Source organism: Aureimonas phyllosphaerae, from assembly GCF_900113065.1.
GTDB classification, from domain to species: domain Bacteria; phylum Pseudomonadota; class Alphaproteobacteria; order Rhizobiales; family Rhizobiaceae; genus Aureimonas; species Aureimonas phyllosphaerae.
On record NZ_FOOA01000010.1, the window covers coordinates 77,378 to 99,199 of the forward strand.

At 68.8% G+C, this 21,822-nt stretch carries 25 protein-coding genes; 10 read left to right on the forward strand and 15 right to left on the reverse strand.

The annotated features are described in order from the left end of the window. Window positions 1-109: 109 nt before the first annotated feature. Together BM175_RS13420 and mutS are read right to left on the reverse strand one after the other, a co-directional pair. On the reverse strand, window positions 110-955 hold the full coding sequence (locus tag BM175_RS13420; RefSeq protein ID WP_090963847.1) for an SDR family oxidoreductase: 846 nt from the start codon (window positions 953-955) through the stop codon (window positions 110-112). Window positions 956-1,079: 124 nt separating this feature from the next. Further along, entirely contained in the window at window positions 1,080-3,725 is a 2,646-nt protein-coding gene (mutS, locus tag BM175_RS13425; RefSeq protein ID WP_090963953.1) for a DNA mismatch repair protein MutS, read from the reverse strand. Window positions 3,726-4,037: 312 nt separating this feature from the next. Between mutS and BM175_RS13430 the strand changes: the two genes are divergently transcribed. Further along, window positions 4,038-4,343: a DUF1236 domain-containing protein gene (locus BM175_RS13430; protein WP_090963849.1), complete on the forward strand. Its 306-nt coding sequence runs from the start codon at window positions 4,038-4,040 to the stop codon at window positions 4,341-4,343. 24 nt (window positions 4,344-4,367) lie between these two features. On the opposite strand, the gene olsB is transcribed toward BM175_RS13430, so the two are convergent. The 4 genes from olsB to BM175_RS13450 form a co-directional block, all read right to left on the reverse strand. Further along, the gene (olsB, locus tag BM175_RS13435) at window positions 4,368-5,285 is read right to left on the reverse strand and encodes a l-ornithine N(alpha)-acyltransferase (RefSeq protein ID WP_090963851.1); all 918 of its coding nucleotides are present in this window, start codon (window positions 5,283-5,285) and stop codon (window positions 4,368-4,370) included. A gap of 142 nt (window positions 5,286-5,427) precedes the next feature. Beyond that, a complete protein-coding gene (gene lspA, locus BM175_RS13440; RefSeq protein ID WP_090963853.1) occupies window positions 5,428-5,925 on the reverse strand; it encodes a signal peptidase II in 498 nt (165 codons plus the stop codon). Further along, on the reverse strand, window positions 5,925-6,791 hold the full coding sequence (locus BM175_RS13445; RefSeq protein ID WP_090963855.1) for a TrmH family RNA methyltransferase: 867 nt from the start codon (window positions 6,789-6,791) through the stop codon (window positions 5,925-5,927). Before BM175_RS13445 ends, lspA begins: the two co-directional genes overlap by 1 nt. Next, entirely contained in the window at window positions 6,776-7,906 is a 1,131-nt protein-coding gene (locus BM175_RS13450; protein ID WP_090963857.1) for an RsmD family RNA methyltransferase, read from the reverse strand. The genes BM175_RS13445 and BM175_RS13450 overlap by 16 nt, the downstream gene beginning before the upstream one ends. 116 nt (window positions 7,907-8,022) lie before the next feature. On the opposite strand from BM175_RS13450, the gene BM175_RS13455 reads away from it, so the two are divergent. Beyond that, entirely contained in the window at window positions 8,023-8,496 is a 474-nt protein-coding gene (locus BM175_RS13455; RefSeq protein WP_090963859.1) for an SRPBCC family protein, read from the forward strand. 3 nt (window positions 8,497-8,499) lie between these two features. On the opposite strand, the gene BM175_RS13460 is transcribed toward BM175_RS13455, so the two are convergent. The 3 genes from BM175_RS13460 to sppA all read right to left on the reverse strand — a co-directional run bounded on the left by BM175_RS13460 (window position 8,500) and on the right by sppA (window position 10,372). Then, window positions 8,500-8,892, reverse strand: coding sequence for a lipopolysaccharide assembly protein LapA domain-containing protein (locus tag BM175_RS13460; protein WP_175526855.1), 393 nt, complete (start codon window positions 8,890-8,892; stop codon window positions 8,500-8,502). A gap of 130 nt (window positions 8,893-9,022) precedes the next feature. Further along, window positions 9,023-9,304, reverse strand: a complete 282-nt coding sequence (locus BM175_RS13465; protein WP_055893642.1) for an integration host factor subunit beta — start codon at window positions 9,302-9,304, stop codon at window positions 9,023-9,025. 111 nt (window positions 9,305-9,415) lie between these two features. Beyond that, window positions 9,416-10,372 carry a signal peptide peptidase SppA gene (sppA, locus tag BM175_RS13470; protein ID WP_090963863.1) on the reverse strand — a complete coding sequence of 319 codons (957 nt, stop codon included), beginning with the start codon at window positions 10,370-10,372 and terminating at the stop codon, window positions 9,416-9,418. A 348-nt stretch (window positions 10,373-10,720) separates the two neighbouring features. On the opposite strand from sppA, the gene lptC reads away from it, so the two are divergent. The 6 genes from lptC to ptsN all read left to right on the forward strand — a co-directional run bounded on the left by lptC (window position 10,721) and on the right by ptsN (window position 15,719). After that, window positions 10,721-11,317, forward strand: a complete 597-nt coding sequence (gene lptC / locus BM175_RS13475; protein ID WP_090963865.1) for an LPS export ABC transporter periplasmic protein LptC — start codon at window positions 10,721-10,723, stop codon at window positions 11,315-11,317. After that, window positions 11,314-11,928: an LptA/OstA family protein gene (locus tag BM175_RS13480; RefSeq protein ID WP_090963867.1), complete on the forward strand. Its 615-nt coding sequence runs from the start codon at window positions 11,314-11,316 to the stop codon at window positions 11,926-11,928. Before lptC ends, BM175_RS13480 begins: the two co-directional genes overlap by 4 nt. Before the next feature lie 127 nt (window positions 11,929-12,055). Beyond that, window positions 12,056-12,808: an LPS export ABC transporter ATP-binding protein gene (gene lptB, locus BM175_RS13485; protein WP_090963955.1), complete on the forward strand. Its 753-nt coding sequence runs from the start codon at window positions 12,056-12,058 to the stop codon at window positions 12,806-12,808. A gap of 120 nt (window positions 12,809-12,928) precedes the next feature. Further along, a complete protein-coding gene (gene rpoN, locus BM175_RS13490; protein WP_210284116.1) occupies window positions 12,929-14,368 on the forward strand; it encodes an RNA polymerase factor sigma-54 in 1,440 nt (479 codons plus the stop codon). Window positions 14,369-14,532: 164 nt separating this feature from the next. After that, window positions 14,533-15,108: a ribosome hibernation-promoting factor, HPF/YfiA family gene (gene hpf / locus BM175_RS13495; RefSeq protein WP_090963871.1), complete on the forward strand. Its 576-nt coding sequence runs from the start codon at window positions 14,533-14,535 to the stop codon at window positions 15,106-15,108. A 146-nt stretch (window positions 15,109-15,254) separates the two neighbouring features. Then, window positions 15,255-15,719, forward strand: a complete 465-nt coding sequence (gene ptsN / locus BM175_RS13500; protein WP_090963873.1) for a PTS IIA-like nitrogen regulatory protein PtsN — start codon at window positions 15,255-15,257, stop codon at window positions 15,717-15,719. Between the two features lie 68 nt (window positions 15,720-15,787). Here the strand turns inward: ptsN and BM175_RS13505 are convergent, their stop codons facing one another. The 6 genes from BM175_RS13505 to BM175_RS13530 all read right to left on the reverse strand — a co-directional run bounded on the left by BM175_RS13505 (window position 15,788) and on the right by BM175_RS13530 (window position 20,144). Further along, entirely contained in the window at window positions 15,788-16,036 is a 249-nt protein-coding gene (locus BM175_RS13505) for a BQ00720 family protein (protein WP_055893667.1), read from the reverse strand. A 43-nt stretch (window positions 16,037-16,079) separates the two neighbouring features. After that, window positions 16,080-16,535, reverse strand: coding sequence for an Hsp20 family protein (locus tag BM175_RS13510; protein ID WP_055893670.1), 456 nt, complete (start codon window positions 16,533-16,535; stop codon window positions 16,080-16,082). A gap of 169 nt (window positions 16,536-16,704) precedes the next feature. Continuing rightward, on the reverse strand, window positions 16,705-17,196 hold the full coding sequence (msrB, locus tag BM175_RS13515; RefSeq protein WP_055893673.1) for a peptide-methionine (R)-S-oxide reductase MsrB: 492 nt from the start codon (window positions 17,194-17,196) through the stop codon (window positions 16,705-16,707). A gap of 86 nt (window positions 17,197-17,282) precedes the next feature. Further along, window positions 17,283-17,840 carry a fasciclin domain-containing protein gene (locus BM175_RS13520; protein WP_055893676.1) on the reverse strand — a complete coding sequence of 186 codons (558 nt, stop codon included), beginning with the start codon at window positions 17,838-17,840 and terminating at the stop codon, window positions 17,283-17,285. 125 nt (window positions 17,841-17,965) lie between these two features. After that, window positions 17,966-18,409, reverse strand: a complete 444-nt coding sequence (gene arfB / locus BM175_RS13525) for an alternative ribosome rescue aminoacyl-tRNA hydrolase ArfB (RefSeq protein WP_090963876.1) — start codon at window positions 18,407-18,409, stop codon at window positions 17,966-17,968. 124 nt (window positions 18,410-18,533) lie between these two features. Further along, window positions 18,534-20,144: a phosphoenolpyruvate carboxykinase gene (locus BM175_RS13530; protein ID WP_090963878.1), complete on the reverse strand. Its 1,611-nt coding sequence runs from the start codon at window positions 20,142-20,144 to the stop codon at window positions 18,534-18,536. 297 nt (window positions 20,145-20,441) lie between these two features. Between BM175_RS13530 and BM175_RS13535 the strand changes: the two genes are divergently transcribed. Both BM175_RS13535 and BM175_RS13540 read left to right on the forward strand, forming a co-directional pair. Then, window positions 20,442-20,921, forward strand: a complete 480-nt coding sequence (locus BM175_RS13535; protein WP_090963880.1) for a pyridoxamine 5'-phosphate oxidase family protein — start codon at window positions 20,442-20,444, stop codon at window positions 20,919-20,921. Between the two features lie 190 nt (window positions 20,922-21,111). Next, a complete protein-coding gene (locus BM175_RS13540) occupies window positions 21,112-21,816 on the forward strand; it encodes a response regulator transcription factor (protein WP_090963882.1) in 705 nt (234 codons plus the stop codon). Window positions 21,817-21,822: the final 6 nt, after the last annotated feature.

Below are 21,822 nucleotides of genomic sequence, written 5' to 3' on the forward strand. Positions count from 1 at the left end.
CCGGTCGAAGGGCATGACAGCCCGTCCGTCCGGCGGCGGCGCTCTAGCATGGGCGAGCGGCCCTGACAAAAGGTTGCGCCGGGAGGGCCTCCACCCGGCGCGTCCGCGTTCAGGCGCCGACGATGGTCCCGCCGTTCGGGTGCATCACCTGTCCGGTGAAGTAGGAGCCGTCCTCGGAGGCGAGGAACAGGAGTGCGGAGGCGACCTCGTTCGGCTGGCCGGCCCGCTTCATCGGCACCTGGCTGCCGAAGCTCGCGACCTTCTCCTCGTCCATCGCCATCGGGATGAAGGGCGTCCAGATCGGACCGGGCGCGACGCCGTTCACGCGGATGCCCTTTTCCACGAGGTTGGAGGCCATCGAGCGCGTGAAGGCGGTGATGGCACCCTTGGTCGAGGAGTAGTCGATCAGGGTGTCGTTGCCCTTGTAGGAGTTGACCGAGGTCACGTTGACGATGGCCGCCCCGCTCTTCAGGTGATCGAGCGCGGCCTGCGTCATGTAGAAGTAGCCGTAGATGTTGGTCTCGAAGGTTTTGGCGAGCTGCTCCTCCGAAATCTCGCGCAGGTCCTCCACCTCTTCCTGGTGGGCGGCGTTGTTGACGAGGATGTCGAGCTTGCCGAACGTGGCGACGGTCTTTTCGACGGCGTCCTTGCAGGCGGCCTTGGAGCGCACGTTGCCCTTGATCAGGAGCGCCTTGCGGCCCTCGCGCTCGACCAGCGCCTTGGTCTCCTCGGCGTCGCGGTCCTCGTCGAGATAGAGGATCGCGACATCGGCGCCCTCGCGCGCGAAGAGGACGGCGGTGGCGCGACCGATGCCGGAATCCCCGCCCGTGATGATCGCCGTCTTGCCGGCAAGGCGACCGGATCCGGGAAAGCGCGGCTCATAGTCCGGCCGCGGCGTCATCTCGTGCTCGAGGCCGGGATCGCGGGACTGGTGCTGGGCGGGAAAGTTCGACATGGCGCATGGCTCCTTCTGCGCGCCACCGGGGCGGCGCATCCGGGCAAGGAAGGCCGACGCGCCGCGGGCGTTCCCGCCCGGCTCCCCGCACAAAGCGTGGCCGGGTAACGATCCGCGCGGCGCGTCAGGGCTTGGTGGCGACGAGCCCCTTCAGTCGATAGAGCGCTTCCAGCGCCTCGCGTGGGGTCAGGGCGTCCGGGTCGAGCGCTGCGAGCGCGTCCAGCGCGGGCGACGGCGGTGGGGCGGCAGGCGCGCGGGCGGCCTGCGAGAAGAGCGGCAGGTCGTCGAGGAAGGCGGTGCGCTTCTCGCCCTGGCCGGACCGCTCCAATTCCGACAGGATCTGCCGCGCCCGCTCGACCACGGCCGGCGGCAGGCCGGCAAGGCGCGCGACCTGGACACCGTAGGAGCGGTCGGCGACACCCGACGTCACCTCATGGAGGAAGATCACCTCGCCTTCCCACTCCTTGACGCGCACCGTCGCGTTGCGCAGGCGCTTCAGCCGCGCGGCCAGCGCCGTCATCTCGTGGAAGTGGGTGGCAAAAAGCGCGCGGGCCCGGTTCACCTCGTGCAGGTGCTCGACCGACGCAAAGGCGATCGACAGGCCGTCATAGGTCGAGGTGCCGCGTCCGATCTCGTCGAGCACGACCAGCGTACGCTCGGTCGCCTGGTTGAGGATCGCAGCGGTCTCGACCATCTCGACCATGAAGGTCGAGCGACCTTCGGCGAGGTCGTCGGACGCGCCGACGCGGCTGAACAGGCGATCCACGACGCCGATATGGGCCTTCGTCGCCGGCACGAAGGCGCCGATCTGCGCGAGCACCGCGATCAGCGCGTTCTGGCGCAGGAAGGTCGACTTGCCGCCCATGTTGGGACCGGTGATCAGCCAGATCGCGCCGGCACCGCCCGCCTTGCCGGACACACCCTGCGGGGGCGACAGGTCGCAGTCGTTGGCGACGAAGGACTGACCGCCGCCCTTCAGCGCCGCCTCGACCACCGGATGGCGACCGCACTCGATGAAGAAGGCGAGCGTGCCGTCGACGACGGGCCTAACCCAGTCCGCGGCGACCGCGAGTTCGGCGAGCCCCGCCGACACGTCGATCACGGCGAGCGCGTCGCTGACGGCGCGGATGGCGTCGATCTCGGCGAGCACCGCGTCGCGCAAGCCCGAGAAGAGCGCAAGCTCGATCGCGAGAGCCTTGGAGCCCGCCTCGGTGATGCGCGCCTCGAGATCGGCGAGTTCCGGCGTCGAGAAGCGCATGGCGGAGGCGAGCGTCTGGCGATGGTGGAAGGCGCCCCCCGCCAGCATCGCCGGCCCCTGCGCCTCCGGCACCTCGACGAAATAGCCGAGCACGTTGTTGTGCTTGACCTTCAGGGAGCGGATGCCGGTCTCGCCGGCATAGCGCGCCTGCAGTTCGGCGACGACGCGGCGCGAGTGGTCGCGCAGCGCCCGCGTCTCGTCGAGATCGGGATCGGCCCCGGCGCGCACGAAGCCGCCGTCGCGGCGCTGCAGCGGCAGATCGTCGGCGAGCGTGTCGGTGAGGCTTACGGCGAGCGCCAGCGGCCGGGCCTCGAGCGCTGCGAGCGCCTCGGCCAGCTCGTGCCCGAGGTCCGCGCCAGCGAGTTCGCGCGCGATCGCGCCGGCCCGCTCCAACCCTTCGGCGAGCGCGCCGAGATCGCGTGGGCCACCACGATCGAGGCCAAGCCGCGACAGGGCGCGGTCGATGTCGGGCAGGCCGCGCAGGCATTCGCGCAGGCGACGGCGCAGCGTGCCCTCCTCCGCCAAAACCGCCACGCTGTCCTGCCGTTCGGAAATCCCAGCCGGATCGGTCAGCGGCAGGGCGAGGCGCGCGCCCAGAAGTCGGGAGCCCGCGCCCGTCAGGCAGCGGTCGATCGTGGCGAGCAGCGAGCCCTGCCGCTTGCCCGCGACGGTGCGCGTCAGCTCGAGGCTCGCGCGCGTCGCCGGGTCGATCCTAAGATACGAGCCCGCTTCCACGCGGCGCGGCGGCGAGAGCGGCGGATGCGCCTTCAGCTGCGTGCGGGCGAGATAGGCGAGAAGCGCCGCGCCCGCCGACAGCTCGGCCCGCCCGAACGTGCCGAACCCGTCCAGCGTGGAGACGCCGAAGAAACGGCACAGGCGCTCCTCGGCCGTCGCGCCGTCGAAGAGCACCGCCGGCTCGACGCGCAGGCGCCGCCCGAGCCGCTGCACGAGCGGGCCGAGCGCCTCGTCGGTGGCCAGCGTGTCGGCGACCACGACCTCGGACGGCTCCATCGCCAAGACGTCGGCAGAAAGCTGATCGGCGCTCGTCTGCGCGATGCGGAAGAGGCCGGTCGACAGGTCGGTCCAAGCGATCGCATAGGCGCCCGCGGCCCCGCCGATCCGCGACAGGCACATGAGGTAGTTCGGCCGGCCGGGCTCGAGCAACGTTTCCTCGGTGATCGTGCCGGGCGTGACGAGACGCACCACGTCGCGCCGCACCACCGACTTGCCGCCACGCTTCTTGGCCTCGGCGGGGTCCTCGACTTGTTCGCAGACCGCGACGCGAAAGCCGAGGCCGATTAGCTTCTGCAGGTAGTCGTCGGAGGAGACGACCGGCACGCCCGCCATCGGGATGTCGGCGCCCAGATGCTTCCCGCGCTTGGTCAAGGTGATGCCGAGTGCGGCGGAGGCCGCCACCGCGTCGTCGAAGAACAGCTCGTAGAAGTCGCCCATCCGATAGAACAGGAGGCAGTCGGCGTGGCGCTCCTTGATCTCCAGGAACTGCGCCATCATCGGCGTCGGCGCGGCGTCGCCCACGGCGCCTGAGCCCGCGTGGGGGGCCTGTGGCGGTTCGCGGTCGGGTCGCAGGATGTCGAGCATGGGTGCATGGATAGCGGCGCCCGTCGCCTCGCGGAAGACGCCCGCACCCTGCCGTCCCCAGGATTCCGGAGGGAACACGCAACGTTCATTCGGCATTCAACAACCGCATGCGAGACTGATGGTCTGCAGGCGTCCATGATTTTGCCGAAGGCTGGTGCTAGAACGCGATCAGGATGGATTTTGCTCGATGCGCGGTGCTGAAGGCTGCGCGTCCGGGGACAGGCGATGACACGGATCGACGGATTTTCGAGGATCGGCGGGGCGGCGCTGGCGGCGCTCCTTCTCATGGGCGGCGCCGGTGCGGCGCTGGCGCAGGACCAGAAGGAGCGGGTCAACGTCTACCAGTACGCGGTCGACCACCCGCAGGCCGACGCGCAGATGAGAAGCGCGCCGAGCCTCGGCGCCTCGGTTCCCCAGGCGGTGGAACTGGCCCGCGTCGAGGGCGACCAGGACTATGGCTACTTCTACTTCGACGGGCGCCCGGTGCTGGTCGACATGCGCACCCGCTCCGTGGTCCGCGTCGACCAGTAGGGATCGGCTCGCAGCCGGGCGGGCTCAGGCCGCGAAGCGGCTCGCGTCGGCCCCATAGTGACTGACATAGCGAGGGTTGATCCGCGACACCGGTAGCACCACGAGAACGTCGGTGGTGCCGAACTGGTGGTCGACCACCGCATCCTCGCCGACATAGCCGCCGATCCGCAGGTAGCCCTTCAGGAGCGGCGGCAGCGTGCCCAGCGCACGTTTGGGATCGGCGCAGACGGTGCCGGCCGGCAGCGTCGAGCGGCGTCCGGTGACCGCGCGCACGCGCCATTCGTCCGGCGCCGGCGCACTGTCGCGCAGGAGCGCCAGGGCATCGGACAGCTTGGTCAGGTCCGTGCCGGCGAGCGAGGCGCAGCCGAACAGGACGTCGATCCGGTGCTCCAGCACATAGGCCCAGATGCCCTGCCACAGGAGCTCGACGGTGCGCTTGCCGCGATAGTCGGGCAGGACGCAGGAGCGGCCGAGTTCGAGGAAGCGAAGCCCGGCATGGCGGGCGACCAGACGGTCGATCTCGAACTCGCCGGCCGTGTAGAAGCCGGGCGAGCGGCCCTTGGTGGCCTGGCGCAGGAGGCGATAGGTGCCGACGATCTGCGCCGTGCCCTCGCCCGCCCTCGCGCGGTCGAAGACGAGAAGATGGTCGCAGAAACGATCGAAGCCGTCGGCGTCGCGACGCGTCACCTTCTGGAGCGGCGAGGGCTTGGCGCTCATCTCCTCGTAGAAGACCTGGTAGCGCAGTTCCTGCGCCGCGCGGATCTCCGCCTTGGTGCGGGCGAGCCGCACCTCGAGCCCGCCCAGACGCCCGAGGACCGGCGCGCGCGGGTCGAGCGGCGCGGTGAGGCTGCGCGGCGCCGAGGGGATCAGCGAGAGCATGCGCTTCGACAAGGGCTCGCCGGTGCGGGCGGCGTGCGAACCGAGGGTGGCGGCAAATCCCATCTTCGCGTCTCCTGCTGCCGATCGAACCATCGGGTCGCCCTCGAATTAGCCGATGGCGGCGACGGTTTCGTGACGAGCGTCTCGCGTCGAGACGGCCGCTCCGGATCGCCCGCCCCGTGTTTCCGCTCCTTTCACGAAAACGTCAACTGTCCGCCGTCTTGCCCCCCTCGGCGTCGCGCTTCTTCCGGTGGAGGACGAACTCGTCGAGGAGGATCAGCGCCGCGCCGACCGAGATGAACGCATCGGCGAGGTTGAAGACGGCAAAGCTCCAGACCGGCGTGTGGAAGAGGATGTAGTCGACGACATAGCCGAGCGAGACGCGGTCGATCAGGTTGCCGATCGCGCCGCCCACGATGATGGCGAAGCCGAACTGCGTGAGCTTGCGGTCGGCGGGCGTGTTCCACCAGAGCCAGCCGACGAAGCCGAGCACCACGACCGAGATCGCGGCAAGGCCAAGGCCGTGGAAGCCGTCGAGCATCGAGAAGGCGATGCCCTCGTTGCGGGCGTGGAAGAGGGCGAGGAACGGCAGGACCTCGATCGCCTCGCCGAGCCCCATCGTGTCGACGACGAGGCGCTTGATGCCTTGGTCGAGCGCCACCGCGAGCGCGACGATCGAAAGGGCGGACAGGAGACGGGGCATCACAGCGAGAGGCTCCCGCGGCGCGCTTCGAAGATCATCAGGCCGGTGGCGACCGCAAGGTTCAGGCTGTCGGCGCGCCCGACCTGCGGAATGCGTACCAGCGTGTCGCAGGCGCTGGCGAGCGCGTCGGACAGGCCGGACTGCTCGTTGCCCATCAGGAGGAGCGTCGGCTTCGACCCGTAGGCGGGCTTACGGAAGTCGGTCTCGCCGCGCATGTGCGTGCCGACGACGAGACCCGAAAAGCTCTTGCGGAACGCGAGGAAGGCGGCCTCGTCGACCTTGGCGACGGGCACGGCGAAGATCGAGCCCATCGTCGCGCGCACGGCCTCCAGCGAGAACGGATCGACGCTCTCGCCGACCAGGACGACCCCCTTGGCCCCCGCGGCATCGGCGGTGCGCAGGATCGTGCCGAGATTGCCGGGATCGCGCACCCGGTCGAGGACGACCAGCAGCCCGTCGCGCCCGAGGTCGATCCGGTCGAGCCGCGCCGTCTTCTGGCGGAACACGCCGATCGCGCTCTGCGGGTTGTCGCGACGCGAGATGGCGGCGAGCACCTTGTCGCTGGCCTCCAGGACGTCGGCGCCGCCGGCCACCGTGCGCGCAGCGGTCTTCGACAGGAGGTCGGAATGCAGCTGCGTCTTGGCGGCGATCAGGGTGTCGATCGTCCAGCCCGCGTCGAGCGCGTCGATCACGAGCTTCAGCCCTTCGGCGAGAAACAGGCCGGTCTCCTCGCGGTGCTTCTTGAGCGCGAGGTTGCGGATGTCCTTGACGATCGGGTTGGAGACGCTCGTCACCTCCTTGACCCGACCGGGCGCCGAGGTGGCGGGGCGGCGGGGAGTTTCGCGGTCGGTCAAGCGGACACCCATCTGGAAAAAAGCGAGGTGGACAGGTGACGGGCGTCCTCGCCCTCCTCCCGGATGACAAGTTCGCCCGATTCCACCGTGCCGCCAAGGCCCCGCATCGCCTCGCCCATCAGCGCCGAGAGCGAATAGAACGACGATCGGATCGAATAGGCGGTGAGGACGAGCGCGAGCGGACGGTCCGACAGGAGCTGGCGCATCAGGACGAGAAGATGCGGCAGATCCTCGAAGAGCTGCCAGACCTCGCCCTTGGGCCCGCGGCCGAATTTCGGCGGATCGAGGAGGATGATGTCGTAGGCCGAGCCGCGGCGCGCCTCGCGCTCGGCATAGCGCACGGCATCCTCGCAGATCCAGCGGATCGGCGCGCCGGACAGGCCGGCAAGCTCGGCATTCTCGCGCGCCCAGCCGATGGCGCGCTTGGAGGCGTCGACATGCGTGACCTCGGCGCCCGCGCGCGCGGCCAGAAGCGAGGCGAGGCCAGTGTAGCCGAAAAGGTTGAGGACGCGCACGGGCCGCTGGTGCCGCTCGCGCTCGCGCTCGCGCTCGATCGTCTCGGTCATGAAGCGCCAGTGCACGGCCTGCTCGGGGAACACGCCGACATGCCGGAACGAGGTGAAGCGGCCGAGATAGGGCAGGCCGTCCTGGCGCATCGGCCAGGTCTCGCCGAGCGGCGTCGCGGGGAAGCGCCAGCGGCCGGCGCCCTCCTCGTCGGTGTCGCCGGTGAAGATCGCATCGGCACCGTCCCAGCGGGCGGCCGCCATGCGCCGGGGCCAGATCGCCTGGTTCTCGGGGCGCCGGATCGTCAGCGGTCCGTAGCGCTCGAGCTTCTCGCCGTCGCCCGAATCCAGAAGCGCGTAGTCGGCGCCCGGCTCGACCTCGAGGACGACCGGCGCCCGGAACGCGGGACGCTCGCCCTTCGGCCACTCGACGGCCGGACGGTCGCGCCGGTTCTCGCGCGCGATCTCCTCGACGCTTTCGCGCCGGGGCGGCTCGGCCACGGCGGCCGGCGCCGGCGGGCGCGGCCTCTCTCCGGTCGGCTTGGCCGATCGGGGCGCCGGCCGCTCCGCCGGGCGCTCGCGCCGACCGGACTTGCCCGGCCCCTTGGGTCTGTCGTTCCTCATTGGCGGCTCATAGCGTATCGCGGGGGCGGACGGCAAACGGTGCCGGCTTGGCAAAGCGCCTCGCCGGTTCCATTCTCCCGCCGTGCCGGCCACAGGGCCGGCGGGGAGGATAGGACATGGATCTGAAGGGCGAATACCGCCTGCCCGCGCCGCGCGAGACGGTCTGGGCGCTGCTCAACGACCCGGCGGTTCTGAAGGCGTGCATCCCGGGCTGCCAGGAACTGGAGGTGACCGGCGAGAACGAGATGGCGGCGACCGTCGTCGCCAAGGTCGGCCCGGTGAAAGCGACCTTCACGGGCCAGGTGCGGCTGGAGAACATCGTCCCGCCGGAGAGCTATTCCATCGTTGGCGAGGGCAAGGGCGGCATCGCGGGCTTCGCATCGGGCGGCGCCGACGTGCATCTGGCCGACGAGGGCGCCGAGACGGTCCTCACCTATACGGTGGACGCGAAGGTCGGCGGCAAGATCGCGCAGCTCGGCGGTCGCCTCGTCGATTCGTCAGCCAAGAAGCTCGCCGGCCAATTCTTCGACAACCTTGCCGCCCGCGTCAGCGGCCGGGAGCCGGCGTCCTCCGAGGCGGCCGACGCCTGACCCTCAGACCGCGGCCGGGCCGGACAGGGCCGGCCGCACCTCGCCGGGCGCGGCGATCGCGGGACCGGAGGTGCGGACCTGCTCCTCGCGCATGCGACGCAGGCGCTCGTTGCCGATGGCGACCTCGTGTCGGAGATTCTCGACCTCGTCGGTCCGGCGCGCGGCGCGAGCGCGGTAGTGGTGCTGAGTGAACCAGGTGCCGAGACCGCCCAGGATCAGGCCGAGGATCACCGCGCCGATCAGGAGCACGAAGAGCGGAACCTCGTAGACGAACTGCGGCATGGTGCCGATCGGATCGAGCGACACGGGCACCGGCGCCCGGTTGGCGACGCAGAACACCACGAGCAGGATGGCCAGCGGCCCGAGCACGAGGAGGGTGAGGATCTTCGAGATCATGGTCTGTCCGTCTTGAAGGGCGCGGGGCGACGGGCCGCCCGGCCGCACGCCCGCGGGTCCGGGCATCGGATGTAGGTATGAAGGGGGAGCCCCGCGTCAATCGCCGGGCGGACGAGAGCCCGAGGAGGGCTCAGGCGTCGTTCAGGCGCTCGCGCAGTTCCTTGCCGGTCTTGAAGAAGGGCACCCACTTCTCCTCCACCTCCACCGCCTCGCCGGTGCGCGGGTTGCGGCCGGCGCGTGGCGGGCGATTCTTCACCGAGAAGGCGCCGAAGCCGCGCAGCTCGACCCGGTTGCCGTCGCAGAGCGCCTGCGTGATCTCGTCGAAGATCGCGTTCACGATGGTCTCGACATCCCGCTGGTAGAGATGCGGATTGCGGCCGGCGATGATCTGCACGAGTTCTGACTTGATCACGATACGTTGTCCCCGGAGCGCAACCCGAAGGCGCAGCGGGCCCGCGCCCCACACGCGAAACCCAAAACGCCTGCAACTTCAATTGGATGACACGGCTCGGCCGTGCGCCTGCTAGTGGCCGGGAGGCTGCCAGAGCGATACCATCCCGTCAAGGCGGCCGGTGGCGCCGGCCACGGCCTGCGCGAGGCCGGAGGCGGCGGGATCGAAGCCGAGAAGGCTGACGGCGAGGGCCCGGGCGCCGGACGACAGGCCCCAGCGCCCCTCGCTTTCGGGCTCGCGTTCCACGATCTCGAGCCCCTTGGGCACGCCACGCTCGTCCTCCAGCCAACGCCGCACTTCCGCCTCGCCGCCGAGCGCATCGACCAGCCGGTTGGCGAGTCCCTGCTCGCCCGAGAAGACAGAGCCGTCGGCGAGCGCGTCGGTCTCGGCCGGCGTGAAGCCACGCCGTTCGGTGACGAGGCGCTTGAACCAGTCGAACGAACTGTTGACGAGCCTGCCGATCATCTCGCGCGCTTCCGGCGGCGCGGGATCGAAGGGCGAGGGCTCCGCCTTCAGGGGCGAGGATTTCACCGCCGCGACGTCGACGCCGATTCGGCCGAGGAGCACGGAGGCGTCGACATACTGGAACAGGACGCCGATCGAGCCGACGATCGAGGAATGGTGCGCGACGATCCGGTCGGTCGCCATCGCCACCATGTAGCCGGCGGAGGCCGCGAGCTGTCCGACCTCGGCCGCCACGGGCTTCGCCTCGGCCAGACGCCGAACCGCGTGGAACAGCGTCTCGCCCCCGACCGTGGTGCCGCCCGGCGAGTTGACCTTGACGATCACCGCCTTCACCGCGTCGTCCTCGGCGAGATCCTCGAGAAGGTCGAGCATCTTGCGGTCTTCGGTGATGACGCCCGAGATCTCGACGCGCGCGATCGTGGGGCCGAGCCCTGCGCCCGGCTGCCAGCCGGCGGCCAGGACCGCCAGGAGCACCGCGAGCGCCAGGCCGCAGAGCGCCACCACGCGCCAGAACGACAGCTTGCGGCGCAGCCGCCGCCGGTCGATGATCCCTTGTGCGTCCATGCCGCGCCCCGCCTGACCCCGAACTTTCGGGGGTCAGCGATAGACGGACCTACGCGCCTTGCCAAGCGTCGCCTGGGCCGCACCCGGAGCGTTCGCGCCGGGCCTCGCGCGGAATGGTTTTACCATGTAAAAACCCTATATCGCGCATAAACGACGCGGGATGCGGAGCCGCCTTCCGGCCGCGCAACCGCATTTCCCCGTCCGATTCGTTCCGGAGCCCCCTTCATTCTCGACGCACCCGACAGGCAGACCAGGCAGGCGAGCGCCGCGCGCGACGAACTGGCCCTCGGCAACGTCGCCGAGCGGCCGGCCGACGCGTTCGACCGCGCGCAGGTCCATTCGCGGCGCGTGCGCTGGCTCAAGATCGGCCTGCCGCTGGTCGCCAGCGCCATCGTCCTCGCCGGCGCGGTCACCATCTGGCTGGCGCGCAGCCTGCCCGCCGACATCGCCTTCGCCTCGACCTCGATCGAGGACGGCCGCCTTGTGATGCGCGACCCGCGCATGTCGGGCGTCGACGGCAACGACCGACCCTTCTCGATGGTGGCGAGCCGCGCGATCCAGGCACTCGGCGGCTCCAGCATCGATCTCGAGGGCGTGCGGGCCAATCTGACGGTGGACGACAGCACGACGGCCGAACTGACCGCCGCGAAGGGCCGGTTCGACACCCGCACCAACATGCTGCGGCTCTACGACCAGATCGCGGTCGACACGACGAGCGGCATCCGCATTCGCATGCAGAGCGCCGACGTGTCGCTCGAGGGCGGCTCCCTGACCGGCACCGGCCCGGTCGAGATCTCGACCAGCGACCAGCGCCTGGAAGCGGGCAACGTCTCCATCTCGGACGGCGGCAAGACGCTGTCCTTCGGCAACCGGGTCAAGCTGACCCTTCTTCCGCAGTCCCTTCCCACCGGGGGCGAGGCCCCCTCGAGCGAGCCAGGACCATGACATCGATCCATCGCCTGCCCGTCGTGCTGGCCATCCTCGGAACGCTCGCCCTCGCCGGGGCAGCCGGCGCGCAGCAGCAGTCGCAGGGCTTCGGCAACTCCTTCGGGGGCCTGCAGGTCAAGGGCGACCAACCGGTCGCCATCGAATCGAACCAGCTCGACGTCGACGATGGCCAGTCGCTCGCTACCTTCTCGGGCGACGTCAGCGTGCGCCAGGGCCCGACCTCGATGAATGCCGAGAAGCTTCTGGTCTATTACGTACGCAATAAGGAGGGCGAAGCGCAGCCGGCCGCCCAGCGCTCCAACATGCCGGGCGGCTCGGGCGACATCAGCCGCCTCGAGGCCACCGGCAAGGTGACGATCCGCTCGGCCGACCAGGTGGCGACCGCCAACAAGGCAGAGTTCGACATGGCGACGCAGGTGGCACTGCTGACCGGCGACGTGGTGCTCAGCCAGGGCAAGAACGTGGCGACCGGCTGCGTCCTGCGCATCCAGATGGACACCGGCGTCGCGCGCCTGCAGAGCAACAACTGCAACGGCGCCTCGGGCGGCGGCGGGCGGGTGCGCATGCTTCTGTCGCCGGGCGCGAACGGCGCCGCCGGCACCAACTGACGCCTCTCCCTGCTTGATTCCCCGGGCGGCATGGCCTCGTGCCGGTCGCCCAGACCCCGGACGCTTCGTGGCCGATCAGATCGACACCCCCACTCGCCGTCCCCTCGGCGATCTCCGCGAGACCGCCATGCCCGGCGAGGCGCGGGCACATCCGTCCGCCGGCACGCTGGTGGCGCGCGGCATCACCAAGACCTACCGAGGCCGGCGGGTCGTCGACAGCGTCGACGTCGCCGTGCGGCGCGGCGAGGCGGTCGGGCTTCTCGGCCCGAACGGCGCGGGCAAGACCACCTGCTTCTACATGATCACCGGCCTCGTGCCGGTCGACGGCGGGCGCATCGAGCTCGACGGCCACGACATCACCGGCGTGCCCATGTACCGGCGCGCGCGCCTTGGGATCGGCTACCTGCCGCAGGAGGCCTCGATCTTCCGCGGCCTGTCGGTGGAGGACAATATCCGCGCCGTGCTCGAGATGGTCGAGCCCTCGAAGGCGGAGCGCGAGCGCCAACTCACTGCGCTTCTGGAGGAGTTCCACATCGGGCACCTGCGCAAGCAGCCCTCGACCGCGCTGTCCGGCGGCGAGCGGCGGCGCTGCGAGATCGCGCGCGCGCTCGCCTCGCGCCCGACCTTCATGCTGCTCGACGAGCCCTTCGCGGGCGTCGATCCGATCGCCGTCGCCGACATCCAGGAACTCGTGCGGCACCTCACGCGACGCGGGATCGGCGTCCTCATCACCGACCACAACGTGCGCGAGACGCTGGGGCTCATCGACCGCGCCTACATCATGCACGCCGGCGCCGTCCTTACCCACGGCGCGCCGCAGGACATCGTGGACAATCCCGACGTCCGGCGAATCTATCTCGGCGAGCAGTTCACCTATTGACGATTTCCAACGCGGCGCTAGCGCGCTTGTCTTGACAAGCAAGATGCGGACCAGTTTCCTTTCGAGGCTTGCCCCTGGCTGACGGGCGCCCTGGAAGGGAGGATCGCCGTGAACTTGTCGATGAACCTCCAGGTGCGTCAGAGCCAGTCGCTCACGATGACGCCCCAGCTTCTGCAGTCGATCCGGCTTCTGCAGTTCCACCACGTCGAGCTTCTCGCCTTCCTGCAGCGCGAGGCCGACGCGAACCCGCTTCTCGAGCTCGTGCCGCCCGCCGAAGCTGCCCCGCCGGTGCCGCCGACGGAGCCGGCCGTTCCAACCACCGATCCCGTGCCGCTGTCCGGCTGGCAGGACGACGGTTCGGCGTTCCGGGACGGCGCCGGGCCCGAGGGTGAGCACCATGCGGACGCCGCCGACCGGCTCCTCGACACGCGCGGGGCGGGCTCCGCGGCGCCCGGCCCCGATGCGGGGTCCTGGGAAGACCGGATCGGCGAAGATGCGCCTTCGCTGCACGCTCATGCGCTCGCCGAGATCGCGGAGGTCTTTGCACAGGGCGAGGAGCGTCGATTGGCCGAGCTTTGGTTCGCCGATCTCGACGCCTCCGGCTTCCTCGATGCCGAACTCGGTCTGCCGGCCGACCTCCTGCCGCTTCTCGTCCGGCTTCAGGACGAGGCCGAGCCGGCCGGGCTCTTCGCCCGCTCGCTGGAGGAGTGCCTGGCGATCCAGCTCCGCCGGCGCGACCGGTTCGACCCGGTGATGGCAACGGTGATCGCCAATCTGCCGCTTCTCGCCAAGCGGGACTTTGCGGCCCTCTCGCGCCTCACCGGCGAGAGCGAGGCGGAGCTTCTCGACATCCTCGGCGAGATCCGCGCCCTCGACCCGCGGCCAGGCTCCGCCTTCTCGCTCGACGCGCCGGCGGTCGTCGTGCCCGATGCGGTCGTGACGCGCGAGGCGGCGGCGCCGAACGGCTGGCGGGTGTCGCTCAACCCGGAAGCCTTCCCGCGCCTTCGGGTTCATCTGGAGCGTGGCGGAGTGTCCGGCGCCGAGGAGCGGACGTTCCTTGCCCAATGCCGGCAGTCCGCCGGCTGGCTGCAGCGCTCGCTCGAGGGGCGTGCGCGCACCATCCTGAAAGTGGCCGACGAGATCGTGCGCCAGCAGAGCGCCTTCCTGTCGCGCGGCGGCGGCCATCTGAAGCCGATGACGCTGATGGACGTGGCGGCGGCCGTCGGCATGCACGAATCGACGATCAGCCGCGTCACCGCCGGCAAGTATCTCGCGACACCGCGCGGGACGATGGAGATGAAGGCCTTCTTCTCCGGGGCGATCGCCGCCAGCGACGGGGGCGACGCGCATTCGGCCGAAAGCGTGAAGCTGCGCATCCGCGCGCTCGTCGCCGCGGAGGGCGCCGGCGGCGTCCTGTCCGACGACGATATCGCCGCGCGGCTGAAGGAGGAGGGCATCGATCTCGCCCGGCGCACCGTCGCCAAATACCGCGAGGCGCTCGGCATCGCCTCCTCGGTGCAGCGGCGCCGCGAGATGAAGGCGCGCCGGCTCGCCGTCTGACGCGTTCCGGGATTTTTGAGCGCGCGGGCCTTGGCCCCGTCACCGATTTGGGATCGAATGATTCCCCCGGCAGGCCGGAACGAAATGGTCGCGCGAAGTCTTCGATATGACGGCGACCAAGAGCCTTCGAAGGCCCGTCGCCGGACGAATGGAAGGAGACACGAATGGGACTTCGCGTATCGGGCCGACACATGGACGTCGGCGAAGCCTTTCGCTCGCGCATCGAGGATCGGCTGAACGACTTGGTCGCCAAGTACTTCGACGGAAATTTCTCCGGCGCCACCGTTCTGTCCAAGGAGGGCGCGCGCTACAGCGCGGACATCACGCTCCATCTGGACAGCGGCGTCGACTTTCAGGCCACCGCCGATACCCACGACCCGGAATCGAGCTTCACCGAAGCGTCCGAAAAGATCGAGAAGCGCCTGCGACGCTACAAGCGCCGCCTGAAGGACCACAAGGCGAACGCAGCGGCATCGCGCGAGATCGCCTACACGGTCATCAGCTCGGTGCCCGAGGAGGATGACGAGGTGCCGGAGGATTTCGCGCCCGCGGTGATCGCCGAGACCTCGCTCGTCATGGGCACGATGAGCGTCGCCAGCGCCGTGATGGAACTCGACCGCCGCGACGGGCCGGTCGTGGTGTTCAAGAACGGCGCCACGGAGGAGGTCAACATCGTCTACCGCCGCCCGGACGGCAATGTCGGCTGGATCGACCCCTCGACATTGCGGGCCCGGGTCTGATACCCGCCGCACGGATGATCGGCCGGACCCCAAAAGGTCCGGCCGACGTTTATCGGCGTGTCCGGGAAGGGCTGCGCAAGGTTTGTCCGGCACGATCATCCCCGCCGAGGGCTGCGCGGACCGGTTGAGCGGAAGGCATTGACGACGTGGAGCTGGCCGAACTGATCCGGGAGGACGCGATCCTTCCCTCGCTGAAGGCGCATTCCAAGAAGCAGGTGCTGCAGGACCTTTCCGAGCGCGCCGCCGCGCTGAGCGGGCTCGACGCACGCGACATCTTCGAGACCGTGATCGCCCGCGAGAAGCTCGGCTCCACCGGCATCGGCCACGGCATCGCCATTCCGCACGGCAAGATCTCCGGTGTCCAGCGCATCCAGGGCGTCTTCGCGCGCCTTGCCAAGCCGATCGACTTCGAGGCGCTGGACGACCAGCCCGTCGACCTCGTCTTCCTCCTGATCGCGCCGGAAGGCTCGGGCGCCGACCACCTCAAGGCCCTCTCGAAGATCGCCCGCCTCCTGCGCGATCCGCGCACGGTGAACGAGCTGCGCGCCTCGCGCGACGCGAGCTCGCTCCACCACCTAATGACCCATCAGGCGCCGCCGCACGCGGCCTGACGAGCGCGCAGGAAAAAACCGGCGCGGACAGGGTCCGGCCGGTCTCTCATCGCCTTATCGGTGCCAGGTCAGTGAATGCTGACCGTCAGCAGTTCGTTCTCGGTAGCGCTCGCCAGGATTGAACCGCGGTCGTCGGAGACCGCCAGCGGCGTTCCGTCGGCGGAGAACAGCGCCCAGAGCTTCAGCCCCGGACGGATCGACTGGGCGGAAGGGAAACGGGCACGGATGTCGTCGGACGACATGCGGCGCAGATAAGCCAGATGCCCCTCGCCGATGGAGGCGAGGTCGGACGGGGTGATCGAATTCGTACGGGTCATGGGCGTCTCCTGTAGAGGCAAACGGGAGATCGGGTCCGAGGTTTCAATCCTCGACGGTAATCTCGATCTTTTTCACAACGCGCTCTGGCTCGGGCTTCACGAGATCAATCATCAGAAGACCGTTCTTCAGCTGGGCGCCGAGGATGCGCATGCCGTCCGCGAAGAGAAAGCTCTTCTGGAACTGGCGTGCGGCGATCCCCCGATGAAGGAAATCGCGCTCCTCCCGGTCGCTCTGCGAGCCCCGGATCGTCAGCTGGTTGTCTTCCGTCGTGATCTCGAGGTCTTCCGTCTGGAAGCCGGCGACCGCAAGCGTGATGCGAATGGCGGGTTCCCCGCCGGTCCCGTCGCGCGCAGCGCCTTCGCGCTCGCCCGGGGCACGGATGCGCTCGATGTTGAACGGGGGATAGCCATCGCTGGCCTTGCCCATCCGCTCGAGCATCCGCTCCACCCCGTCGAAACCGAGAAGCAGCGGACTAGAAAACGGCGTCATCCTGTTCATGTCACGGCAAGCCCTTGTCTCAAGCGACTTGTCGGTCGGGGCCCTGATGCGGCACCCCGCTCGACCTGTCCGAGATATGGCGACCCGAAGGGCTGCGTTCAATGCGCGCCGCCCCTCTGCGGCCCCGTCATCATTGAGCGCCTCAAAGATTGACGAAGGCTTGTCCCTCTCAGGTCACCGGACCCGGCTTGAACTGCATGGCCACGCCGTTGATGCAGTGACGCTTGCCGGTCGGGGGCGGCCCGTCATCGAAGACATGACCGAGATGGCCACCGCAGCGCGCGCAATGCACCTCGGTGCGTGGATAGACCAGGACGTAGTCGGTCCGGTTGCCGATCGCCCCGGCGACTGGCGCCCAGAAGCTCGGCCAGCCCGTTCCCGAATCGAACTTCGTGGCGGACGAATAGAGCGCGTTGTCGCAGCCCGCGCAGTGGAAGAGGCCGCTCGTCTTCACATTGTTGAGCGGGCTCGAATAGGGCCGTTCGGTCGCCTCCTGGCGCAGCACCGCGTACTGGTCGGAGGTCAGGCGGCTCTTCCAGTCGGCGTCGCTCAGGGTGAAGGGAAAGGTTTCCGCTCGGGCCGCGCCGCCGCCCCGCAGCGCGAGGGCTGAAGCCCCGAGCCCGAAGGCCGCGAAGCCGAGAAGGAACTGTCGACGCTGCATGGCATGGCTCCCGTGCGTGATGGATGAAACGGAGACGGCCCCGCCCCCATGTGGAGGCGGGGCCGTCGGCAATCCATAAGACTTGATCAGGGCATCAGTACGGTGTCGATGACGTGCACGACGCCGTTCTTCTGCATCACGTCGGCCTGGGTGACGGTCGCGACATTGCCCTTGGCGTCGGTGATCGTCAGCTTCTTGCCCTTCATCGCGAGCGTCAGGGTCTCGCCCTCGACGGTCTTCACGACATGCTTGCCGCCGTCGTCCTTGATCATCTTCATCGCCGCCTCGGCCGTCGCCTTGGCCGGAACGACATGGTAGGTCAGGATCTTCGTCAGCATCGCCTTGTTCTCGGGCTTCACCAGCATCTCGACGGTGCCGGCCGGCAGCTTGGCGAAGGCCTTGTCGTCGGGCGCGAAGACCGTGAAGGGACCCTTGCCGTCGAGCGTCTTGACGAGGCCGGCCGCCTTCACCGCCGCCACCAGCGTCTTCAGGTTCTTGGCGTTCGGGGCATTCTCGGCGATCGTCTTGGAGGCGTACATCGGCGCGCCGCCGACCATCACGCTCTTGCCCTGCGCCATCGCGCCACCGGCCGTGCCGAGGAGGAGCGAGGCGACGACGACACTGCGGAACAGCTTGGAGATCATGGGTCCGTTTCCCCTGTTGGTGCCCTCCCATCGAGGGGCATCAGGAGCTACGAGGGCGATGATGCGCCGGATGCAGAAAAAATGATCCGCGATCAACTTTTGTTTAGGAGCCGTCCGACGGGACGTCAGTCGTCGACGCGGCCGCGCATCCGTTTGACGGTCGAGCGCCCCTTCTTCGCCTCCAGCCGCCGCTCCACCGAGCCGCGCGTCGGCCGCGTCTTCTTGCGCGGCGGCGGGGGCGGCACGAGCGCCTCGCGCACGAGGGCGACGAGCCGCTCGCGCGCGTCCTCGCGGTTGCGCTCCTGCGTGCGGAAGCGGGAGGCCTCGATCAGCACCTCCCCGGCCTTGGTCGCGCGCTGACCCGCAAGGCGCAGAAGCCGCGCCTTCACCTCGTCGCCAAGAACCGTGGACGCGGCGCCGGCAAAGCGCAGCTGAACCGCGGTCGCCACCTTGTTGACGTTCTGGCCGCCGGGCCCGGCCGAGCGGATGAAGCTCTCCTCGAGCTCGTCGTCGGGAATGGTGATGCGGGCGTTCACGGGCAGGCCTTTGGCGGAACCGGGCTCTGCCATGGGTCGTGTCTCCTCGAGCGTTCGCGGCGGCAACGCCGCCATCTCACCCGTGGTTGCCGCAAACGAAAGGGGCCCGCAACCCGAAGGTCGCGAGCCCCTTTGCCTCCTCCCAGAGGACTCTTCGTTATTCGGCGGCTAGCGCCAGCGCCGGCGAAGCGTCGACGACGCCCGCATCGACGTGATCCTCGAACTTCTCGAAGTTCGCGCGGAACATGCCGACGAGCTTGTTGGCCTGGCGGTCGTAGGCGGCCGGATCGCTCCAGGTCGAGCGCGGGTCGAGGATCGCACTGTCGACGCCCGGCACCGCGACTGGCACCTGGAAGCCGAAGTTCGGATCGGTGCGGAACTCGGCGTTCTTCAGGGAGCCGTCGAGCGCGGCAGCGAGAAGCGCGCGCGTCGCCTTGATCGGCATGCGCCGCCCGGTGCCGTAGGCTCCGCCGGTCCAGCCGGTCGAGACCAGCCAGCAGTCGACGCCGTGGCTCGCGATGAGGTCGCGCAGGAGGTTGCCGTATTCGGCCGGGTGACGCGGCATGAACGGCGCGCCGAAGCAGGTCGAGAAGGTTGCCTCCGGTTCGGTGACGCCCTTCTCGGTGCCCGCGACCTTGGCCGTGTAGCCGGACAGGAAGTGGTACATCGCCTGTTCGGGCGTCAGCTTGGCGATCGGCGGCATCACGCCGAAGGCGTCCGCCGTCAGCATGATGATGTTCTTCGGGTGCGCGCCGAGGCCGGTCTCGCTGGCGTTCGGGATGAAGTGCAGGGGATAGGCGGCGCGCGTGTTCTCGGTGAGCCGGCCATCCTCGAAGTCGGGCACGCGGCGCTCGTCGAGGATCACGTTCTCGAGGACCGTGCCGAACATGCGCGTCGTGGCGAAGATCTCCGGCTCGGCTTCGGCCGACAGGCGGATCGTCTTGGCGTAGCAGCCGCCCTCGAAGTTGAAGATCCCGTTCTCGCCCCAGCCGTGCTCGTCGTCGCCGATGAGCGTGCGCTTCGGGTCGGCCGAAAGCGTCGTCTTGCCGGTGCCGGACAGACCGAAGAACACGGCCGCGTCGCCGTTGGCGCCGACATTGGCCGAGCAGTGCATCGGCATCACGCCGGTCTCGGGCAGGCGGTAGTTGAGGACCGTGAAGACCGACTTCTTCATCTCGCCGGCATAGGTCGTGCCGCCGATCAGGATGATGTTGCGCGTGAAGTCGCAGGCGATCACCGTCTCGGTGCGGCAGCCATGGCGCTCCGGATCCGCCTTGAAGGACGGCAGGTCGATGATCGTCAGCTCCGGCACGAAGCTCTCGAGTGCGGCGCGCTCCGGGCGGATCAGGAGGTTGCGGATGAAGAGCGAGTGCCAGGCGAACTCGGTGACGACGCGCACCTTGATCGCGTTGTCCTTGTCGGCGCCGCCGACGAGGTCCTGCACGAAGAGGTCACGCCCCTCGGCATGCGCCTTGAAGTCGGCATAGAGGCGCTCGAAGGCGTCCGGCGCCATCGGCTTGTTGTTGTCCCACCAGATGCGATCCTCGGTGGTCTCGTCGCGCACGACGAACTTGTCCCTGGGGCTGCGGCCGGTGTGCTGGCCGGTGGTGACCACCAGCGCGCCATGGGCGGTCAGCGTGCCCTCGCCCTGCCGCACGGCGGTCTCGACGAGTTCGCTTTCCGAAAGGTTCCAGCGCAGGGACGACACGTTCGCGAGGCCGGTCGTCTCGATGCCGCGATCGGGGTTGCGGAGCCCGAATTCATCCATGTGCCTGCTCCTCGAAAAAACACCGGGCCGCCCCGGCATGAGCCAAGCAAATATCGCCGATACCGGCGGGCGGCAACTGTCGAAAAGCTACGGAAATACATGGTCTTCTCAATATCAAACGATTTAAAACATGATGGACCCCACCTAAATCGGTTCAACGCTTCGCTTCAATCGGATAAACTCAAGCAAAAATTATTTTGCCGTTCGCTGGCATTCGAGGGGTTCTGCCGCGTGCCGGGGCACTTTTCGCCGCGCGGCGCGTTGAGAGGCCGAGGTTCAGGCACGAAAGGACGAGACATGGCCGAGTCGGCAAACGAGAAGTTCTGGGACATGATCGGGGACTTCGAGACCTGCATGGTCACGACGCGCGACGGCCGGCAGCTGCGCTCGCGGCCGATGGCGCCGAAGATCTCGCGCGAGCGCGGTGAGATCCTGTTCGTCACCGACCGCAGCTCCCACAAGGTGGACGAGATCCAGGCGGACGATCAGGTCGCCTGCTCCTTCGTGAAGAAGGAAGAGTATGTCGCCGTTTCCGGCACCGCGAGCGTGACCACCGACCGCGCGCGCATCGACGAAGCGTGGGATCCGCAGGCGGAGGCCTGGATGCCGGGCGGCAAGGACGGACCCGACACCGCCATCCTCGTGATCCGCCCGCATCAGGCCGAAATCTGGGACGTGACCTCCAACAAGATCACGCAGGCCTGGGAGTTCGCGAAGGCCTATGTCGGCGACAAGCCGCGGCCGGACACCACCGAGAACGTCAAGGTCAACCTCTGAACCGACCCGCGCAGGCGTTCCGGCGGGACGCGGAAATGCTTTAGGCGTTGCAAAAGCGCCACGAACGCCACATTTCCCTTTCAGACAGGGAATCGGGTCCGCGTCGGCGACGATGCGGACACCGGGCGTTTCCGGCGCTTCGCTGGGTCGAAGGCGAGCGCCCGCCCGCCGGAACAGGAGTTGTAACGAGATGCCGACGATCGCGCTGGTGGATGACGACCGCAACATCCTGACGTCCGTGTCGATCGCGCTGGAGAACGAGGGCTACCGGGTCGAGACCTACACCGACGGCGCCTCGGCGCTGGAAGGTCTGTCGGCCCGGCCGCCGCATCTGGCCATCTTCGACATCAAGATGCCGCGCATGGACGGCATGGAGCTCCTGCGACGCCTGCGCCAGAAGAGCGACCTGCCGGTGATCTTCCTGACCTCGAAGGACGAGGAGATCGACGAGCTCTTCGGTCTCAAGATGGGGGCCGACGACTACATCCGCAAACCCTTCTCGCAGCGGCTCCTCGTCGAGCGCGTGCGCGCCATCCTTCGCCGCGGCGCCCCGCGCGAGGCGCAGGCCGGCAAGCCGGGTGCCGCGCCCGAGTCCTCGCTGGAACGCGGCCAGCTGGTGATGGATCAGGAGCGCCACACCTGCACCTGGATGGGCCAGCCGGTGACGCTCACCGTCACCGAGTTCCTGATCCTGCACTCGCTCGCCCAGCGTCCGGGTGTCGTGAAGAGCCGCGACGCCCTGATGGACGCGGCCTACGACGAGCAGGTCTATGTCGACGACCGCACGATCGACAGCCACATCAAGCGCCTGCGCAAGAAGTTCAAGGCAATCGACGACGACTTCGACATGATCGAGACGCTCTACGGCGTGGGCTATCGCTTCCGCGAAGTCTGATGGACC

Excerpts from the sequence above, each read along its gene's own strand:
- BM175_RS13420 (WP_090963847.1), bottom strand. The coding sequence starts at position 955 with ATGTCGAACTTTCCCGCCCAGCACCAGTCCCGCGATCCCGGCCTCGAG.
- mutS (WP_090963953.1), bottom strand. The coding sequence starts at position 3,725 with ATGATGGCGCAGTTCCTGGAGATCAAGGAGCGCCACGCCGACTGCCTC.
- BM175_RS13430 (WP_090963849.1), top strand. The coding sequence starts at position 4,038 with ATGACACGGATCGACGGATTTTCGAGGATCGGCGGGGCGGCGCTGGCG.
- olsB (WP_090963851.1), bottom strand. The coding sequence starts at position 5,285 with ATGGGATTTGCCGCCACCCTCGGTTCGCACGCCGCCCGCACCGGCGAG.
- lspA (WP_090963853.1), bottom strand. The coding sequence starts at position 5,925 with ATGCCCCGTCTCCTGTCCGCCCTTTCGATCGTCGCGCTCGCGGTGGCG.
- BM175_RS13445 (WP_090963855.1), bottom strand. The coding sequence starts at position 6,791 with ATGGGTGTCCGCTTGACCGACCGCGAAACTCCCCGCCGCCCCGCCACC.
- BM175_RS13450 (WP_090963857.1), bottom strand. The coding sequence starts at position 7,906 with ATGAGGAACGACAGACCCAAGGGGCCGGGCAAGTCCGGTCGGCGCGAG.
- BM175_RS13455 (WP_090963859.1), top strand. The coding sequence starts at position 8,023 with ATGGATCTGAAGGGCGAATACCGCCTGCCCGCGCCGCGCGAGACGGTC.
- BM175_RS13460 (WP_175526855.1), bottom strand. The coding sequence starts at position 8,892 with ATGATCTCGAAGATCCTCACCCTCCTCGTGCTCGGGCCGCTGGCCATC.
- sppA (WP_090963863.1), bottom strand. The coding sequence starts at position 10,372 with ATGGACGCACAAGGGATCATCGACCGGCGGCGGCTGCGCCGCAAGCTG.
- BM175_RS13480 (WP_090963867.1), top strand. The coding sequence starts at position 11,314 with ATGACATCGATCCATCGCCTGCCCGTCGTGCTGGCCATCCTCGGAACG.
- lptB (WP_090963955.1), top strand. The coding sequence starts at position 12,056 with ATGCCCGGCGAGGCGCGGGCACATCCGTCCGCCGGCACGCTGGTGGCG.
- rpoN (WP_210284116.1), top strand. The coding sequence starts at position 12,929 with ATGAACCTCCAGGTGCGTCAGAGCCAGTCGCTCACGATGACGCCCCAG.
- hpf (WP_090963871.1), top strand. The coding sequence starts at position 14,533 with ATGGGACTTCGCGTATCGGGCCGACACATGGACGTCGGCGAAGCCTTT.
- BM175_RS13505 (WP_055893667.1), bottom strand. The coding sequence starts at position 16,036 with ATGACCCGTACGAATTCGATCACCCCGTCCGACCTCGCCTCCATCGGC.
- BM175_RS13510 (WP_055893670.1), bottom strand. The coding sequence starts at position 16,535 with ATGAACAGGATGACGCCGTTTTCTAGTCCGCTGCTTCTCGGTTTCGAC.
- msrB (WP_055893673.1), bottom strand. The coding sequence starts at position 17,196 with ATGCAGCGTCGACAGTTCCTTCTCGGCTTCGCGGCCTTCGGGCTCGGG.
- BM175_RS13520 (WP_055893676.1), bottom strand. The coding sequence starts at position 17,840 with ATGATCTCCAAGCTGTTCCGCAGTGTCGTCGTCGCCTCGCTCCTCCTC.
- arfB (WP_090963876.1), bottom strand. The coding sequence starts at position 18,409 with ATGGCAGAGCCCGGTTCCGCCAAAGGCCTGCCCGTGAACGCCCGCATC.
- BM175_RS13530 (WP_090963878.1), bottom strand. The coding sequence starts at position 20,144 with ATGGATGAATTCGGGCTCCGCAACCCCGATCGCGGCATCGAGACGACC.
- BM175_RS13535 (WP_090963880.1), top strand. The coding sequence starts at position 20,442 with ATGGCCGAGTCGGCAAACGAGAAGTTCTGGGACATGATCGGGGACTTC.
- BM175_RS13540 (WP_090963882.1), top strand. The coding sequence starts at position 21,112 with ATGCCGACGATCGCGCTGGTGGATGACGACCGCAACATCCTGACGTCC.